The sequence below is a fragment of the Actinomycetes bacterium genome (genome assembly GCA_035506535.1).
Taxonomy (GTDB): domain Bacteria; phylum Actinomycetota; class Actinomycetes; order DATJPE01; family DATJPE01; genus DATJPE01.
Window position 1 is genome coordinate 1 of the sequence record DATJPE010000071.1, and the last position, 16,079, is coordinate 16,079.

The following is a 16,079-nucleotide window of genomic DNA, read 5'->3' on the forward strand; positions in this document are numbered from 1 at the left end:
ACGAGTCCTTACTCCGAACCGCGGTACTCCCAAAGTGGGAGGGCACGCGCCTCGACCGCATCACGGCTACGTCGGTAAGAGCCTGGGTCGCCAACATGCAGGGCCAGAAGGGCACCTTGCTCAGCGCATCCCGTCGCCGGCAGGCGTATCACCTGCTCACCTCCATGCTGGACGCCGCCGTGGAGGATGGTCGTCTACCGCGTAACCCAGCTCGACCCCAGGAGACGCGTGGTCGGCGGAGTGGATACCTACCGAAGATCCCGGACGCCAAGCGCAAGCGCTACTTGACGCACCGAGAAGTGGAGGAGCTTGCTAACGCGAGCGGTGACTACCGCTCGCTGATCCTGCTCCTTGCGTACTGCGGTCTGCGCTGGGGCGAGGCCGCAGCTCTGCAGATCAAGAACGTTGACATGCTGCGCGGGCGTTTGGTGATTGAGCGCTCTGTTGCGGACGTGAACGGGAAACTGATCTACGGCAGCACGAAGACCCATGCTCAGCGAACCGTCCCAGTCCCCAGCTTCGTCAGAGCTGAGCTGGCGCCGCTGATGGTTGGTCGCGGCCGGGATGATCTTCTCTTCACCTCGCCGAACGGTTCTCCTCTGCGCCTCGCCAACTGGCGCCAACGAGTGTTTCGACCGCGCGGTGTCGTCCACGGGGCTACTTGGTCTCACGCCACACGGCCTGCGACACACCGCGGCCAGTCTGGCAGTGGCTAGCGGGGCCAACGTCAAGGCCGTTCAGCGGATACTCGGTCACAAGGACGCGGCCATGACTCTCAACACGTACGCGGACCTGTTCGACGACGAGCTGGACGCGGTTGCGGACAGGCTCGACAAGGCCCGAATCGACCACATTGCCTGAACATGTCCGTGCGGCTCTGTGCCTGAACACGGTTGCCTGAACATGTCCCGTTGCGGCTCGGTCTCGCTGTCCGTCGGTAGCGTGTTGGTATCAGGGCCAGTGTCAGAGGCCGTCTCGCATGGGGCTCCCCTCCAGCTCTTGCGGACTCTGTGTGGACTGGCCGGACCGCGAAGGTTACTTCACGGCCCCCAGCCGGGGCCTGACATAGGCCCCGACCTGCGGAAACGCGGGGTGCCCCCGAGAGGATTCGAACCTCCGACACACGGTTTAGGAAACCGTTGCTCTATCCCCTGAGCTACGAGGGCGGGACGTGCGCACATGCGTGTGGAAGACCTGCGTGTGGTTCGCCGGGCTTGGTTCGGCCGGGCTGGATGGAGTCTAGAGGAGCGCGTCTGCGCGTCGGCTGGCCAATCAGGCGAGTCCGGCCAGTACCCAGGCATGCCTCGGGGTCGGCTGATTCGGGTCGGTGCAGGTGCGGTCGCGCGGGGTGAGGTCAGACGAAGACGATGGTGCCTCGCTGGTGCCGTACGACCCGGTCCTCGCTGTGCCAGAGCACCGCGCGCGCCAGGACGAGCCGTTCCACGTCGGCCCCCCGCCGCTGCAGGTCGGCGACGGTGTCGGAGTGGGTGACCCGGATGACGTCCTGCTCGATGATCGGCCCCTCGTCGAGGTCCTCCGTGACGTAGTGGGCCGTGGCACCGATGAGCTTGACACCGCGCTCCTTCGCCCGCGCGTACGGCCCCGCGCCCACGAACGCCGGAAGGAAGGAGTGGTGGATGTTGATGATCGGGACGCCGACGGCGTCGATGAACCCGGCCGAGAGGATCTGCATGTACCGCGCGAGCACTACGAAGTCCACGTTGCCGCTCAGCAGCTTAAGGTGATCCGCCTCGACGTCGGCCTTGTCGCGGCCGACGGTCGGGACGTGGAAGAACGGGATCCCGAAGCCCCGGACGTCGTCGGCCATGTCCGGGTGGTTGGAAACGACCATAGGGATGCGAACGGGCAGCTCCCCCCGCCGGTGCCGCCAGAGCAGGTCGAGCAGACAGTGGTCGGACTTCGAGGCGAAGACCGCCATCCTCTTCTGGACAGCCATGTCGCGAAGTGTGTACGTCAGCTGGAACCCGTCGTCGAGCAGGGCGTCGAGCTCTTCACGGATGCGGGGCAGGGCCGGTGCCAGGTTGTCGAGGGCGAAGACCGTCCGCTGATAGAAGGCGCCGCCCTGGGGGTTGTCCGAGTACTGGTCGAGGGAGACGATGTTGGCCCCGTTCCTGGACAGCAGCGAGCCGAGGGCACCCACGATCCCCGTCCGGTCCTGACCGTGCACGAGCAGGCAGGCGTGGTCGGGGCCGCGGGAGGGGGGCACCGCGCGCGGCGAGTCGAGTCGGGCCGATTCCATCCGTCGTGCTCCGTCCTGCAGCGCTCATGCCGGCCGCGTCCTGCCCGCGGCTCTCGCCGACCCTACGGTGTCACTCCACACCGTGGGCAACGCGGAACGTGTGGACCCACTCGCACGCCGCAGCCACCCCCCCGAAGGTGTACATGTGCAGCCGCAGCTCGCCGTGGCGGTCCGGGTCGTAGCCCGACGCGAGGCGGTGCACGAACCGGTCTGGGCCGGCCGTGCTCATCAGCTTGGTGACCGAGAGGCCGTATCGCCTGATCGCCGCGGTGCTGTTCGCGACGCCGAAGCGTTTCGCGTAGGCCAGGAGCCGTTTGGTCCCCGCGGGTCCCGGTACGCCGACCCGGACCGGGAGGCCCACCCCGGTGCCGCGCAGCTCCTCGACCCAGGCGAGGACGGCGTCCGCGTCGAAGCAGAACTGCGTGGTGATGGCTCCGTCCAGACCGCGAGCCGAGAGCGCGGACACCTTCTCCCGCAGAGACTCCCAGAGCGCAGGTGTGGCGATGTCCGGGTGCCCCTCGGGATAGCCGGTGATGCTGACGTGCCTGACGCCGTGACGCTCGAGCTCACCGGACTCGATCAGGGACAGGGCGTCGGGGTAGGGCCCCTCCGGTAGGAGCGGGTCGCCGCCGACCACGAGCACCGACTCGCCGCTGCGCGAGCCCTGCAGGTCGGCGAGAAGCTCGGTCAGGCTCTCGTGGGAGGCGATGCGGCGGGCCGACAGATGGGGGACGGGGACCATGCCGAGGTCGGTCAAGGCGCGCGCGGCTCCGATCCGTGTGGCCGGCGTCTCGTGGGCCAGGAACGTCACGTTCACCCGAGTCCCAGGGCGAGCGAGTGGCCCCAGCTCCCGCAGACGTTCCGAGTCCTTGCCGGTGATCTCCAGGGACACGTCGGTCAGCAGCGGCGCCAGTCTCGACCGGCGATGGGTGGTTTCGGGGGTCATGGCGCTCCTCGACGACCTGGCCTCATTCAGCACAAGTACCGTACGGTTCGGTACAGTTACGGGCAAGACCCCGCAACGGGGAAGGAGCCGGCCCATGACCACACCCAGCGTCCAGGGACGGCATCGACCGGGCCGGCCCCCCCATCCGCCTGCTCTGGGAGGCGGATCCTGTCCGTGCGACGGTGCAGCCCGCGCCGTACAGCCGGTTCGCGCGGACGACGTACCGGAGGAGCGGACCCGCGACGCCCTAGCATGACGACGTGCCGTCCCGTCAGGAGCTCCGTCGCGCCGAGATCCTCCGGACGGCCAGCTCCTTGTTCATGGCGCACGGCTACGCCGGGGTCAGCATGGACGACGTGCTCCGCGAGGTCGGCGGCTCCAAGTCGACGCTGTACCGCTACTTCAGCGACAAGGAGGACCTCTTCCGCTCCGCGGTGGAGCTCCTGCTTCAGGAGCGCCTGCGCGAGTTCGACGGGTTCCACATGCCCGACGCGGACGTCCGCGAGTGCCTCGTCGCTCTCGGCCGACACTTCGCCCGCGTCGTCCTCGCCCCTCAGTCCATCGCGCTGCACCGTCTGGTCACGGCGGAGACGACGAGGGTCAAGGGGCTGGGACAGACCTTCTACGCCAACGGGCCGGCGGTGGGCAAGACCTTCCTCGGGGGCTATCTCGACATGTGGAACCAGGAGGGACGGCTGCGCGTCGAGGACCCCATCCGGGCGGCCGCACAACTCTACGAGGCGATGATGGGCGACCTTCAGATGCGGTTGCTCGTCGGCGCCTCGGCCAGGATCTCTCGACGCGAGGCCGACGAGAGCATCCGCAGTGCCGTGGACGTGTTCTTGGACGGGACGGCGGTCCAGGCCAGGGCCCGTTGATCCCTCGGATCGTGCCGCCCGCCTTGTCCCAGACAGAACCGTACTGTACGGTACGCCTGCCAGTGACCTGTCGCGGAAGCGTGGCGACGGCGAACCCGGGTGAGAGGGGACGAGACCGTGACGGTTCCGAGCCTGCAGGACGGCATCGATCGCGCGGGATCCGCCGTTGGCCTGCTGTGGAAGCCCGGCTCCCCTCCGTGGATGCCAGAGGTCGTCCAGCCCGAGTACGACGGGTGGCAGCGCGAGCAGGTCGCGTGGCACGAGTCGGTTGCGCTGAGCGACTTGTCGCACCACATGTCGGACACCTTCTTCGAGGGCCCCGACGCGACGCGCCTGCTCGACGAGGTGAGCGCCAACAACTACCGGGACTTCGCCATCGGCCAGGCCAAGCAGTTCATCGCCGTCTCCTATGACGGCAACCTGGTCATGGACGGCATCCTCATGCGCACGGGCGAGGAGACCTACACACTCAGCGGAGTGTCAGCGGCCCAGAACTGGGTCAAGTACCACGCGGAGCGCGGCGGCTACGACGTCTCGTACGAGACCGATCCGGAGAGCTCGTTTCGCGGCGGTGCCGACCCTCGGTTGTTCCGCTTCCAGATCCAAGGCCCGGCGGCCCTCCAGGTCTACGAGTCGGCCTTCGGCCAGGCTGCCCCCGAGGTCAGGTTCTTCCACTCCGCCGACGTCGACTGGCAAGGCCGCCGCTTCCGTGCCCTCCGCCACGGCATGGCGGGCCAGGCGGGGTTCGAGCTCATCGGCTCCTGGGCGGACGCCGCGGCGGTGAAGGACGCGCTGCAGGCCGCCGGAGAACCCCTGGGGATGGCTCGCGTCGGCGCGATGGCGTACCCGACCGCCAGCCTCGAGAGCGGCTGGATCCCGACCGTGGTGCCGGCGATCTACACCCAGCCCGAGCTCGACGAGTACCGCAAGAGCATCGGGCTGTTCTCCTTCGAGGGCCAGAAGCCGCTGCACGGCAGCTTCTACTCCCCGGACGTGCGGGACTACTACGTCTCGCCCTTCGAGCTCGGGTATGGGCGCTCGGTCTCCTTCGACCACGACTTCATCGGCAAGGCACCCCTCGCGGTCGCGAAGGATCGGGTCCGACGAGTCAAAGTGACCCTGGCCCTCGACCCGGGGGACGTCCGCGCGGTCGTGACCGGGGACGCCTCGGACGAGAGCTTCGTGCTCTCCTACGCGCGCTACGCCGTGGAGTCCGACCACGGGGTCAGCGGGATGACGTACTACGCGGGCACGGTTGCTCCGGCCGGCAAGGTCCTCGCCCTCGCCGTCGTCGACCGTGCCGCCGCGACTCCTGGTACCGAGGTCTCGGTGGTCTGGGGCGAGCACCCTGGCGGCGAGGCACGGCCCGACGTCTACCACGCCTTCCCGAGGTTGCGCGCGACCGTGCACGTCGCGCCCTACGACGGCTACGCCCGTACGGCCTACCGCGGGGCGGCCCCCGCCTCCTGAGCATCGCCCGCGCCGGGGCGCGGACCGACACGGCGCTCACGGTGTGGTGTCGTCCGCCGCGGTGTCGTCCCCGAGCACGTCGACGATGGTCCGCAGCGCGTGGTCCAGGTCGCCCTCGTCGATGACGAGCGGCGGCGCGAAGCGGATCGTCCAGGTGTGGGTGTCCTTCGCGAGGATGCCCCGGGCCAACAGCTCGAGGCTCACCTCTCGGCCGGTCCGTCCGCCCTCCTCGAGCTCGACCGCCCACCACAGCCCGCTGCCGCGGACCTCGCGCACACCGGCGAGCGGTGCTCCGCGGAGAGTGGCGACGGCGTACTCGCCCAAGCGCTTCGACCGCTCCTGCAACGTCCCCGGCTCGAGCAGCTCGCACACCTTCATCCCGACCGCAGCGGCGAGCGGGTTGCCACCGAAGGTGGAGCCGTGCTCACCGGGCTTGATCACGCCCATGACATCCCAGTTCGCGCTCACGGCGGAGACTGGCAGGATGCCGCCGCCGAGCGCCTTGCCCATGATGCGGACGTCGGGCTGCACACCGGCGAGGTCGCAGGCGAAGGTCGCACCGGCGCGACCCAGGCCCGACTGGATCTCGTCGGCGACGAACAGCACGTTCGCCTCGGTGCACAGCTCGCGCGCAGCCTCGAGGAAGCCTGCGGGCGGGAGCACGACGCCGGCCTCGCCCTGGATCGGCTCGACCAGGAAGGCCACCGTGTCCGGGGTGATCGCGGCGCGCAGCGCCTCGAGGTCACCGAACGGGACGGTGACGAACCCCGGGGTGTAGGGGCCGTACTCCTCGCGCGCGACCGGGTCGCCGGAGAAGGAGATGATGGTCGTGGTACGTCCGTGGAAGTTGCCCTCGCACACCACGATCTGCGCGCGGTCCGGCCCGACCCCCTTGACCTGGTAGCCCCACTTCCGGGCCAGCTTCAACGCCGTCTCCACGGCCTCGGCGCCGGAGTTCATCGGGAGCACCGCCTCGTGGCGGGCCAGCTTCGAGAGCGCGGCGCAGAACTCACCGAGCCGGTCGTTGTGGAAGGCCCGGCTCGTCAGCGTCACCCGGCGCAGCTGCTCCTCCGCAGCGCGGACGAGGTCCGGGTGCCGGTGCCCGAAGTTCAGGGCGCTGTACGCGGAGAGCATGTCCAGGTAGCGCCGCCCCTCGACGTCGGTGACCCAGGCCCCCTCGGCGTCGCGGATCACCACTGGCAGGGGGTGGTAGTTGTGCGCGCAGTGCTCGTGCTCGAAGGAGATCAGGTCGTCAGTCGTCGTCACGGACCACAACCTAGGACCGGGCCCGGGGCCGTGCGGCCTCGATCCCCGCGAGACGACCGAAGACGAGCGCGTCGGTGAGCCCGCCACCGTGGTCGATGAGGTGGCCGAAGACCAGGCTCACCGCTCCCGCCGCGAACAGGCCGTCCACCACCGATCCGTCGGGGCGGAGCACCCGGCCGCGCGGGTCATGGCGGGGGCCGCCCGTCGTCCCGGCGACCCCGGGCCAGGTCGGGACCGCGAACAGCCGCGACAGGTCGAGCGGGACGAGGGTCTCGGGCTCGCGCCCGAAGTCCTCGTCCCTGCCCTGGACGGCGAAGCGGTTGTACCGCTCGAGGGAGTCCGCCAGCACTCGCGGGTCCAGCCCGGTCGCCGCGGCGAGCTCCCCCGGGCTGCCGCCGCGGCGGATCCACCCGCGCTCCACCTCCGCGGAGTTGTCGGCGCTCCAGACGTAGTCGTTGGGCGTCCCCAGCAGTCCGTTGAGGGGACCGGCGAGCCGGGTCGTCTCGTCGAAGACCGCCCAGGTCGGCAGCGCGGGACGGTTGGGGTTGCGCGGCAGGTACGTCGACAGCGCGCGCAGCCTGTCGTGCACCTCGTAGCCCGCCTCGTCGGCGAAGCGGCGGCCGTCGGCGTCGAGCAGGAGGTGGCCCGGCCCGAAGAAGTCGATGGCGAACGGGGCGGCGTACTCGGGGACCCGGACGGCGAACCAGCCGAAGAAGCCGTACATGTGCCACAGGGCCGCGCCCGCCTGCTGAGCCATCCGCAGGCCCGCGCCGTCGTTCCACCGGTGGCCGACCGGGTACGTCGGCCCGAGCGGGAGGTAGGCGTCGGCGAGCCCGGCATCGGCCTCGAAGCCGCCGCAGGCGAGCACGACCGACCGGGCACGCATGTCGTCACCGCCGCGCACACCGACCCCCACCGCCGAGCCGTCCTCGAGCAGGAGGCGGTCGACCGCGGACCCTGTGCGTACGTCGATCCCGCGGGCCCGTACCGCGGCATCGAGCACCTCCCACAGCGCCACCCCGCGGCGGCCGTCACCCCCCGCGACGACGGCGTAGCGGATCTCGCGTCCACCGGGGAAGTGTGGCCAGGCCGGGAAGGATGCGGGGAAGCGCATCGGGGGCGGCTCGAAGGCGGCCATGGCGGCGCCGAGTGACTCCAGCCACGCGGAGAGGCCGTGCACGCCGCGTGCGTACGCCTCGAGCACGTCCCTCGGGGTACGCCCGAAGCACAACGCGTCGAGGTGGGCGACGGCCCGCTCCTCGGGCAGGTCGAAGAGGAAGCCCCCGCTGTAGAGCGCGTTGCCGCCGCCGGCCGGTGCGGCCTCGAGGACCACGACGCGGGCACCGGAGTCGTGCGCCGCGATCGCGGCCGATGCTCCGGCGGGTCCGTAGCCGACGACCACCACGTCCACGTCCGTCATCGGGTTCGCTCCTCACGGTCGTGGGCCGTTGGACCCTTCTCGACGAAGCCGGCGGACACGGATTCTGACGATGCACGGTGCGCACGGTCCAGGCCGTCTCGGCCCAGGCGGAGGCGGTGAGCCTCAGCCGGACGGGCGGTTGTCCGGCGTGCGCCCGACCAGGGATGCTCCGTCGTGAGAGTGGAGGGGATAGAGGTTAGGCTTGCCTAACCTCAACGCTAGGATGGTGTCGTGACCGCTCGCTGCGTGGCCGACGTCCCGGTCGGCACCGTCGCCACGCTCGACGAGCCGGCTGTCGACCCGCTGCGGCGGCGGCGGCTGGCCGAGCTCGGGCTGCGCTGCGGCGCCGAGGTGCACATCCTGGCCCGCACGGCCGGTGGCGGGCGCGTCATCGCGCTGGCCGACGACCGGGTCGCCGTCGACCTGGGCACGGCTCGGGCCCTCGTCGTGCGCGTTCCCGCCGACCAGGACCGAGTCGTCTCATGAGCGCCACCGACGACCGGCCGGTGGCGGCGAGGCAGCAGGTCCCGTCCTGCCACTCCGACGCGGGTGGCCGCCAGGCCGTGGCCGGGTCGCCGGTGGTCGCTCTCGCCGGTGCGCCGAACGTCGGCAAGTCGACGCTGTTCAACACGTTGTGCCGTACCCGCCGCGACGTCGGCAACTGGCCAGGCACCACCGTCGAGGTGGGCAGGGGTGCCTGGCGGGTCGCCGACGGTGATGCGCGAGACGTCGAGCTGGTCGACCTCCCCGGCGCCTACAGCCTGGATCCGGTTTCCCCGGACGAGGAGCTGACGCGTGCCCTTCTCCTCGACGTCGCGCCGCAGGAGCGCCCCGACGCCGTCGTGGTCGTCGCCTCCGCGGTCCATCTCACCCGTTGCCTGTACCTCGTGGCCCAGCTGCGGGAGACCAGCCAGCGGGTGGTCGTGGCCGTGACGATGGCCGACGTCGCCGCCCGGCGCGGGCTGACCGTGGACGCCCATGCGCTGGCCACCGCCCTCGGCGTCCCGGTGGTCATGCTCGACCCGCGGCGACGGGCCGGGGCCGAGGCGCTCGCCCACGCCGTCTCGGACGTCCTGGTCGCGCAGCCACCGGCACCGCGGCCGGTTCCCTCCGGCCTTCCGATGGACGACTCCGGGCTGGCGCTGGCCGACGACCGCTTCGGGTGGGTGGCGGCCGCCGTCGCCGCGGGGACGGTCCGCGACCGCCCGGCCGGGCGTACGCGCTCGGACCGCATCGACCGCTGGGTCACGGCCCCTTTCGTCGGTCCGCTGGTGTTCCTGGCGACGATGTGGCTGGTCTTCCAGACCACCACCCGGATCGCTGCGCCGTTCCAGAACGCGCTGGACCACTTCTTCTCTGGACCAGTCGCGCAGGCGGCCCGCGCGGGGCTGGGAGCGGTCGGTCTGGGCCACGGCTGGGTCGCCGATTTCGTCGTCGACGGTCTGATCGCGGGGGTCGGCCTGCTCCTGACGTTCGTGCCGCTCATGACACTGATGTTCGTGCTGCTCGCGCTGCTGGAGGACTCCGGCTACATGGCCCGCGCGGCCGTGGTGACCGACCGAACGATGCGCCGGATCGGCCTGCCCGGGCGGGCTTTCCTGCCGCTCGTGGTCGGTTTCGGCTGCAACGTGCCGGCCATCTCCGCGACCCGGGTGCTGCCGAACGCCCGCCACCGCGTCCTCACCGCGCTGCTCGTCCCGTTCACCTCGTGCAGCGCCCGGCTGACCGTGTACATCCTCGTCGCCTCGATCTTCTTCCCGCACAACGTGGGCAACGTCGTCTTCGTCATGTACGTCGTGTCGATCCTGCTCGTCGTGCTGGTCGGCCTCGCCCTGCGCCGTACCCTGTGGCGTTCGGTGGGGGAGGAGCCGCTGCTGCTCGACCTCCCGCCCTATCAGCGCCCCACCGCTCGGATCACCGCCGTGGTCACGTGGGTACGGCTGCGCGGCTTCCTGCGCACCGCCGGCGGCATCATCGTGGCGGCCGTCTCCGTGGTGTGGCTCATGCAGGCCATTCCCGTGCAGGGCAACGGTTCGTTCGCCGACGTACCGGTTCGGGACAGCCTGTACGCCGCCACCGCGGGCACGGTGGCGCCGGTGTTCGATCCCGCGGGGTTCGGCAACTGGCACGCCACCGGCGCTCTGATGGTGGGTTTCGTGGCCAAGGAGGCGGTCATCTCCTCCTGGGCGCAGACCTACGCCACCCAGCACCCCGGCGACCTCCACCATCCGGGGGCGCTGGGTACGGCCGTCAAGGCGGACTTCGCCAGGTCGTCGCACGGCCACCCGGCGGCGGCCGCCTGGGCGTTCCTCGTGTTCCTGCTCGCCTACACGCCGTGCGTCGCGACCCTCGCGGCCCAACGCCGCGAGATCGGGATGCGCTGGACCTGGTTCGGCATCGGCGTCCAGCTCCTCGTCGCGTGGACTCTCGCGGTCGCGGTCTTCCAGATCGGCAGGCTGCTCGGATGACGACGAGCACCGGTCCGGTCTCCGCGGTCCTCGACGCCTTCGGCCTCGGCGTGCGTACCCTCGACGAGGTCTGCCGATGCACCGGACTTCCTCGCGACGTGGTCGACGCGGCCGTCGAGTACCTCGTCCGCAGCCAGCGACTGCGTGCCGAACAGCTCACGAGCGGGTGCCCGTCCGGTGGTTGCGGCAGCTGCGCGTCGGGTTCAGCAGGATCACCTGGGTGCGGTGCCACCGCCTCATCGGCCGAACGCACCGGGCCGGTGCTCGTCGCCTTGTCCCTGCGTCGCTGAGCGATCAGCCGATCACAACGACGGAGCTCGGACGTGTGGCCGTCCGCGGTGTCCTAGGTTGGGAGTGATTCCGCCGCTGTTGGAGCGTGGTTGATGACGATGCTTCCGGGACGACCCTTCCCCGTCGGGGTCACGCTGACGCCGGACGGTGCCAACGTGGCCGTCGTCTCCGCCAGCGCCGAGTCGGCGACGCTGTGCCTCGTCGCGGACGACGGGACCGAGGAGCGGCTGCCCCTGGCCGAGCGTGACTTCGGGGTCTTCCACGGGTTCGTGCCCGGGGTGCGGGCGGGGCAGCGGTACGGCCTGCGGCTGCAAGGAGCCTACGACCCGGCGCGAGGACTGCGTTTCGACCCGGACAAGCTCCTCGTCGACCCGTGGGCGCGGGCGCTGCACGGCCCGCTCGCATACGGACCGCAGATCTACGGGCACGCCCCGGGGGGAGGCGGGCCCAGTGGCCTGGACTCCGCGGGCAGCGTGCCCGTGAGCGTCGTCGTCGACGACGCCTTCGACTGGGGAGCAGACGCACCTCCGGCGACCAGGAACGCGGACTCGATCGTCTACGAGGTGCACGTCAAGGGCTTCACGATGCGTCACCCGGAGGTCCCGCCCGAGCTGCGCGGGACCTATGCCGGGCTCGCGCACCCGGCGGTCGTGTCGCACCTGGTCGACCTGGGGGTCAGCGCCGTCGAGCTGCTGCCCGTGCACCACTTCCTGACCGAGCCGTCGGTGCATGACCACGGGCTGGTCAACTACTGGGGCTACAACACGCTGGGCTACTTCGCGCCGCACGCGGCGTACTCGGCTGCGGCTCGTTCTGGGAAGCTCGGCGGGCAGGTCGCCGAGTTCAAGGACATGGTCAAAACACTCCACGCCGCCGGTCTCGAGGTGATCCTCGACGTGGTGTACAACCACACGGCCGAAGGCGGCCCGGACGGACCCACTCTGTCTTTCCGTGGCATCGACAACGTCAACTACTACCGCCTCGTGCCGGGCGATCCCGCGTCCTACGTCGACACGACCGGATGCGGCAACGCCCTCGACACGGACTCGGTGATCGTGCTGCGCCTCATCATGGACTCGCTGCGGTACTGGGTCGAGCAGATGCACGTCGACGGCTTCCGCTTCGACCTCGCGGCCACGCTCGGGCGCGAGGGCGGCGCGTTCGCGCGTACCTCGTCCTTCTTCGACATCATCACCCAGGACCCGGTGCTCTCGACAGTGAAGCTCATCGCCGAGCCGTGGGATGTCGGGCAGGCCGACTCCTACGACGTGGGGAGGTTCCCCGCCTTGTGGAGCGAGTGGAACGGCGCCTACCGCGACACGGTGCGCGACTTCTGGCGGGGCAGCGCCGGGCTGCTGGCCCGCTACGCGACCCGGGTCACGGGCTCCTCGGACCTGTACGGCGGCTCGCTTCGCCGTCCCACCGCGTCGGTCAACTTCGTCACCGCGCACGACGGTTTCACATTGCGGGACCTCGTGTCCTATGACACCAAGCACAACGAGGCCAACCGTGAGGACAACCGCGACGGCACGAACGACAACCTGTCCTGGAACCACGGGGTCGAGGGACCGACGGACGATCCCACCGTCATCGCATCGCGGGCCCAGGCCCAGCGCACGCTCCTGGCGGCGTTGCTCACCTCCTTCGGCGTCCCGATGATCCTCGGCGGCGACGAGATCGGCAGGACCCAGCAGGGCAACAACAATGCCTACTGTCAGGACAACGAGCTCACGTGGTTCGACTGGGAGGCGGCAGACGCCTCTCTGCTCGACTTCACCAAGCGCCTGGTACGCCTTCGCCGCGACCATCCAGTCCTTCGCCGCCGCCGGTTCTTGTCGGGCGCGGAGGCGGCCGAGATCGAGTGGTTCACCCCCAGCGGTGAGCCGATGTCCAGCGAGGACTGGGCCAATGCGGATGCGCGTGCGGTCGCGGTGTATCTCGACGGCCAGCAGGATCCTGACCACGACGCGCAGGGCCGACCGCTTCTCGACGACGACCTGCTCATCTGCGTCAACGCGTGGTGGGGCGAGCTGTCGTTCACCATCCCGCCGCAGGACGAGGGGACGCATTGGACGGTGGAGGTCGACACCGCTGACGTCTCGGTCGGCGAGCGTGCTGTCCCACCCGGGTCGGGGGCCGTGCTGGCCACGGGTGATGCGGTGCGGGTCGCCGGGCGTTCCATGGTCGTGCTCCGCGGCAGCCGCTGAAGCGCCGTGGCACGACGGCCGCCACCCCGGCACGGGACACCCGGCAAGGGTGCCGTGCGGTCGCCGTCGCCGCCCGGCCACCGGCGAGCGCACGGCAAGCGGCCGACAGCCCTGATCATCGCCCTCGGCACCGTGATGGCGGTCGTGGTGGCCGCTGTCATCGCCGCGGCCGCCCATCGGCACAACCCCTCGGGAGGCCTCGGCGCTGCGGTGGCGGCGTCGAGTGCTGGTGCCGGCCAGTCCGGCCGATCCGCGCACGAGGGTGTGTCGCCTGGCGCCTCGGTGGCGCCGACACCTGTGCGCTCCGTGTCCAGAACCCCGACTCACGCGTCGCGCGCGGCGACGACCGCACCGGCAAGGTCCACCAGCACGCGCGCGTCGAGGTCGTCGGCGTCGACGGTGTACCTCTTCCCGAACGGCCAGGCGACGGAGCGGGTCGTCCGGCCGCGCGCGATGGCCCTCGCGGCTGACGGCAGTGCCGGCCTCCAGGACCTCACATGGGACGTCTGGGACAGCCAGCACGCTCACGCGACCGGCACCGAGTGGTCGTCGGACTGCACGCCGACATGCGCGAGCGGGACGGTTCACCGGGCACCGGTCACGATCACCCTCAGCCGACCCTTGGAGGCCTGTGGCCTCGAGGTCTTCTCGAGCATCAGGTACGTATTCCCTGACGGCGCGGCCCGGCCCATGGAGCCTGACGAGTACACCCAGACCTTCGCCACAACCGCCCAGTCGGGCGACTTCGCGATCGTGTGCGGCTGAGGCGCGACGAACTTCCCGTGATTCTCGGTAAAGGTCCTGATCGGTCCGCGCCTGTGGGTGGACAGGAGGATGCTGACCGGGGAGGTCGCCGCCGTGCGAGGCCCAGACGAGGCGTACACGCGTCTGTTCGGTGCTGAGTTCGCGTACGTCCGCCGGACCATCCACGTCATCGTCGGCGACGCGGCCGCCGCCGAGGACATCACGCAGGATGCGTTCGTGCAGCTGCTTCTGCACTGGCGCAAGGTCTCGCACTACGAGCGCCCGGACGCCTGGGTGCGCAGGGTCGCGATCCGGATGGCCGTGCGCCACCTGAAGAGAGAGGGCCGTCGGCAGCTCGTCGAGGCGAGCGCCGACCCGCCGGCGGGCTTCCCGCACGTGGACCCCGACCTGGACGCGGCGATCCGCGAGCTCCCACCGAAGCAGCGCGCGGTCCTGGTGCTGTTCTACTTCGAGGACCGGCCGATGAAGGAGATCGCACAGCTCATGGGCATGTCGGAGTCGACCGGCTTCGTGCACTTGCACCGCGCCCGAGCCAAGCTTGCGTCCCTCCTCGGAGAGGAGGTCGAGGCATGACGATCGACCGTCGGCTGCGTGATGCCTACCAGCGCTCCGCGCTCGGTGTTCCTGCCCACGTCGACCCGACCGCGTTGTCGCGGGTCGTGGAGGAGGCCGCGCGTGTCCGGCGCGCCCGCCGTGCTGCCATGGCCGCGGTAGCCGCCACCTTGGCTGTGGTCGCCCTGCTCCTGTTGACTCTCCCCTCGCACGGTCATGAGGGCGCGCCACCGGTGACGCATCCCACCGTGACATCGTCGTCGTCGGCGTCTCGCACGCCGCTGACCCAGCAGTTCACCTCACCGTTGTTCGGCTACAGCATCGCCTACCCGTCGGGTTGGACGGTCACGTCGGGCATGAAGGCATGGACCGACCCGGAAGGTGACCCGCCGTCGGTGGACGTCTTCCAGTCCCCGGGCAAGGCGAGGTTCCTCGTCGTGTCCCAGCCCCTGCCCCGTGGCTGGTCCGCGCTGCGCTGGGAGCGGCAAGTGGACGAGCCGGGGACGTTGGCTCGCTGCTTCCCCGCGCCCGGCAGGTGGAAGACCGTGACCGTCGACGGGCACCAGGGTGGGATCCTTGGCGGTGACTACGGCTGCTTCTTCACCAAGGCGGTCGTGGTCGCGAATGGCCGGGGCTACCTGTTCACCGGTCAGGCCGGTCCCACGATGGACTTCTCCGGGTCGACCATCTTCGACCGGACGCTCTTCGACGAGATGGTGGACTCGATCAGCCTCCACAGCTCGTGACCGATAGGTAAAGGTCGCCGGCTTCGCGGACCTGTTGTATGGGTGGAGGTGTCGACGAGCACACGTGGGCTCCTCCACCACAACAACAGTGGAGGTGTCCGCAGTGAACAGAACTGCTTGTCTCGTCGTGGGAATCGCGCTCGCGGCGTCGTCGCTCGCCGGATGCGGAGGCGCATCGGCGCCCACGTCCTCAGGGGGCTCGAGCAGCGTGGATCCGCCCGCGTCCCCGCCCCATGCACCGTCATCGACCGGGTCGGTGTCTACCGCGCCGTCCGTGTCCCGAGCGTCGCTGACCCAGCACTTCACCTCGAAGTTGTTCAGGTACACCATCGCCTACCCGTCGGGCTGGACGGCGGTTTCGGGCACGAAGCGGTGGACCGAACCCGCAGGTGACCAGCCGTCGGTGGACGTCTTCCAGTCCCCGGGCAAGGCGAGGTTCGTCGCTGTCTCCCAACCGCTGCCCCACGGCTGGTCCGCGCTGCGGTGGGAGCGGGAGGTGGACCAGCCGGGGTCGCTGGCGCGGTGCTTCCCTGCCCCGGGCAAGTGGAAGACCGTGACCGTCGACGGGCACCAGGGCGGGATCCTGGGCGGCGACTACGGCTGCTTCTTCACCAAGGCGGTCGTGGTCGCGAACGGCCGGGGCTACCTGTTCACCGGTCAGGCCAGCCCGACGATGGACTTCTCCGGACCCACCATCTTCGACGAGGCACTCTTCGACCAGATGGTGGCGTCTATCCACCTGACCGCTGCCTGACCTTTACCTGACCCGGACGCAGTCGTGCATCTCCCCACCGTCCGCCCGACCGTGCT

Annotated in this window: 15 protein-coding genes and 1 tRNA gene; 11 read left to right on the forward strand and 5 right to left on the reverse strand. The window is 70.3% G+C overall.

Going from position 1 to position 16,079, the window contains the following annotated elements; genetic code table 11:
• On the forward strand, positions 1 to 716 hold a 716-nt coding region (locus VMI11_11170), incomplete at its 5' end, for a site-specific integrase (GenBank protein ID HTY72969.1).
• Positions 717 to 1,093: 377 nt separating this feature from the next.
• Here the strand turns inward: VMI11_11170 and VMI11_11175 are convergent.
• From VMI11_11175 to VMI11_11185, 3 genes are all read right to left on the reverse strand, one after another.
• A tRNA-Arg gene (locus tag VMI11_11175) sits at positions 1,094 to 1,166 on the reverse strand.
• Between the two features lie 188 nt (positions 1,167 to 1,354).
• Complete coding sequence (gene purU / locus VMI11_11180; protein HTY72970.1) at positions 1,355 to 2,260, reverse strand: formyltetrahydrofolate deformylase; 906 nt, start codon at positions 2,258 to 2,260, stop codon at positions 1,355 to 1,357.
• A 70-nt stretch (positions 2,261 to 2,330) separates the two neighbouring features.
• Positions 2,331 to 3,206, reverse strand: a complete 876-nt coding sequence (locus tag VMI11_11185; GenBank protein HTY72971.1) for a methylenetetrahydrofolate reductase — start codon at positions 3,204 to 3,206, stop codon at positions 2,331 to 2,333.
• 260 nt (positions 3,207 to 3,466) lie between these two features.
• Here VMI11_11185 and VMI11_11190 point away from each other — a divergent pair, with 260 nt between their 5' ends.
• Both VMI11_11190 and VMI11_11195 read left to right on the forward strand, forming a co-directional pair.
• Entirely contained in the window at positions 3,467 to 4,084 is a 618-nt protein-coding gene (locus VMI11_11190) for a TetR/AcrR family transcriptional regulator (GenBank protein HTY72972.1), read from the forward strand.
• A 201-nt stretch (positions 4,085 to 4,285) separates the two neighbouring features.
• Positions 4,286 to 5,554, forward strand: coding sequence for an aminomethyl transferase family protein (locus tag VMI11_11195; protein ID HTY72973.1), 1,269 nt, complete (start codon positions 4,286 to 4,288; stop codon positions 5,552 to 5,554).
• Positions 5,555 to 5,590: 36 nt separating this feature from the next.
• Here VMI11_11195 and rocD read toward each other — a convergent pair whose 3' ends face one another.
• Positions 5,591 to 6,820, reverse strand: coding sequence for an ornithine--oxo-acid transaminase (gene rocD, locus VMI11_11200; GenBank protein ID HTY72974.1), 1,230 nt, complete (start codon positions 6,818 to 6,820; stop codon positions 5,591 to 5,593).
• A gap of 10 nt (positions 6,821 to 6,830) precedes the next feature.
• The gene (locus tag VMI11_11205; GenBank protein HTY72975.1) at positions 6,831 to 8,240 is read right to left on the reverse strand and encodes an FAD-dependent oxidoreductase; all 1,410 of its coding nucleotides are present in this window, start codon (positions 8,238 to 8,240) and stop codon (positions 6,831 to 6,833) included.
• Positions 8,241 to 8,471: 231 nt separating this feature from the next.
• Between VMI11_11205 and VMI11_11210 the strand changes: the two genes are divergently transcribed.
• The 8 genes from VMI11_11210 (at position 8,472) to VMI11_11245 (ending at position 16,023) form a co-directional block, all read left to right on the forward strand.
• A complete protein-coding gene (locus VMI11_11210) occupies positions 8,472 to 8,726 on the forward strand; it encodes a FeoA family protein (protein ID HTY72976.1) in 255 nt (84 codons plus the stop codon).
• Entirely contained in the window at positions 8,723 to 10,708 is a 1,986-nt protein-coding gene (gene feoB, locus VMI11_11215) for a ferrous iron transport protein B (protein HTY72977.1), read from the forward strand. Before VMI11_11210 ends, feoB begins: the two co-directional genes overlap by 4 nt.
• Positions 10,705 to 10,998, forward strand: a complete 294-nt coding sequence (locus tag VMI11_11220; protein HTY72978.1) for a hypothetical protein — start codon at positions 10,705 to 10,707, stop codon at positions 10,996 to 10,998. Before feoB ends, VMI11_11220 begins: the two co-directional genes overlap by 4 nt.
• 93 nt (positions 10,999 to 11,091) lie before the next feature.
• Positions 11,092 to 13,206 carry a glycogen debranching protein GlgX gene (glgX, locus tag VMI11_11225; GenBank protein ID HTY72979.1) on the forward strand — a complete coding sequence of 705 codons (2,115 nt, stop codon included), beginning with the start codon at positions 11,092 to 11,094 and terminating at the stop codon, positions 13,204 to 13,206.
• Positions 13,207 to 13,605: 399 nt separating this feature from the next.
• Positions 13,606 to 13,971, forward strand: coding sequence for a hypothetical protein (locus tag VMI11_11230; protein ID HTY72980.1), 366 nt, complete (start codon positions 13,606 to 13,608; stop codon positions 13,969 to 13,971).
• Positions 13,972 to 14,040: 69 nt separating this feature from the next.
• Positions 14,041 to 14,544, forward strand: a complete 504-nt coding sequence (locus tag VMI11_11235; protein HTY72981.1) for a sigma-70 family RNA polymerase sigma factor — start codon at positions 14,041 to 14,043, stop codon at positions 14,542 to 14,544.
• On the forward strand, positions 14,541 to 15,269 hold the full coding sequence (locus VMI11_11240; protein HTY72982.1) for a hypothetical protein: 729 nt from the start codon (positions 14,541 to 14,543) through the stop codon (positions 15,267 to 15,269). Before VMI11_11235 ends, VMI11_11240 begins: the two co-directional genes overlap by 4 nt.
• A 274-nt stretch (positions 15,270 to 15,543) precedes the next feature.
• Entirely contained in the window at positions 15,544 to 16,023 is a 480-nt protein-coding gene (locus VMI11_11245) for a hypothetical protein (protein ID HTY72983.1), read from the forward strand.
• Positions 16,024 to 16,079: the final 56 nt, after the last annotated feature.

Coding starts and splice junctions, on each gene's coding strand:
- VMI11_11195 (HTY72973.1), top strand. CDS start 4,286: ATGCCAGAGGTCGTCCAGCCCGAGTACGACGGGTGGCAGCGCGAGCAG.
- glgX (HTY72979.1), top strand. CDS start 11,092: ATGACGATGCTTCCGGGACGACCCTTCCCCGTCGGGGTCACGCTGACG.
- VMI11_11240 (HTY72982.1), top strand. CDS start 14,541: ATGACGATCGACCGTCGGCTGCGTGATGCCTACCAGCGCTCCGCGCTC.
- purU (HTY72970.1), bottom strand. CDS start 2,260: ATGGAATCGGCCCGACTCGACTCGCCGCGCGCGGTGCCCCCCTCCCGC.
- VMI11_11205 (HTY72975.1), bottom strand. CDS start 8,240: ATGACGGACGTGGACGTGGTGGTCGTCGGCTACGGACCCGCCGGAGCA.
- VMI11_11220 (HTY72978.1), top strand. CDS start 10,705: ATGACGACGAGCACCGGTCCGGTCTCCGCGGTCCTCGACGCCTTCGGC.
- VMI11_11235 (HTY72981.1), top strand. CDS start 14,041: ATGCTGACCGGGGAGGTCGCCGCCGTGCGAGGCCCAGACGAGGCGTAC.
- feoB (HTY72977.1), top strand. CDS start 8,723: ATGAGCGCCACCGACGACCGGCCGGTGGCGGCGAGGCAGCAGGTCCCG.
- VMI11_11185 (HTY72971.1), bottom strand. CDS start 3,206: ATGACCCCCGAAACCACCCATCGCCGGTCGAGACTGGCGCCGCTGCTG.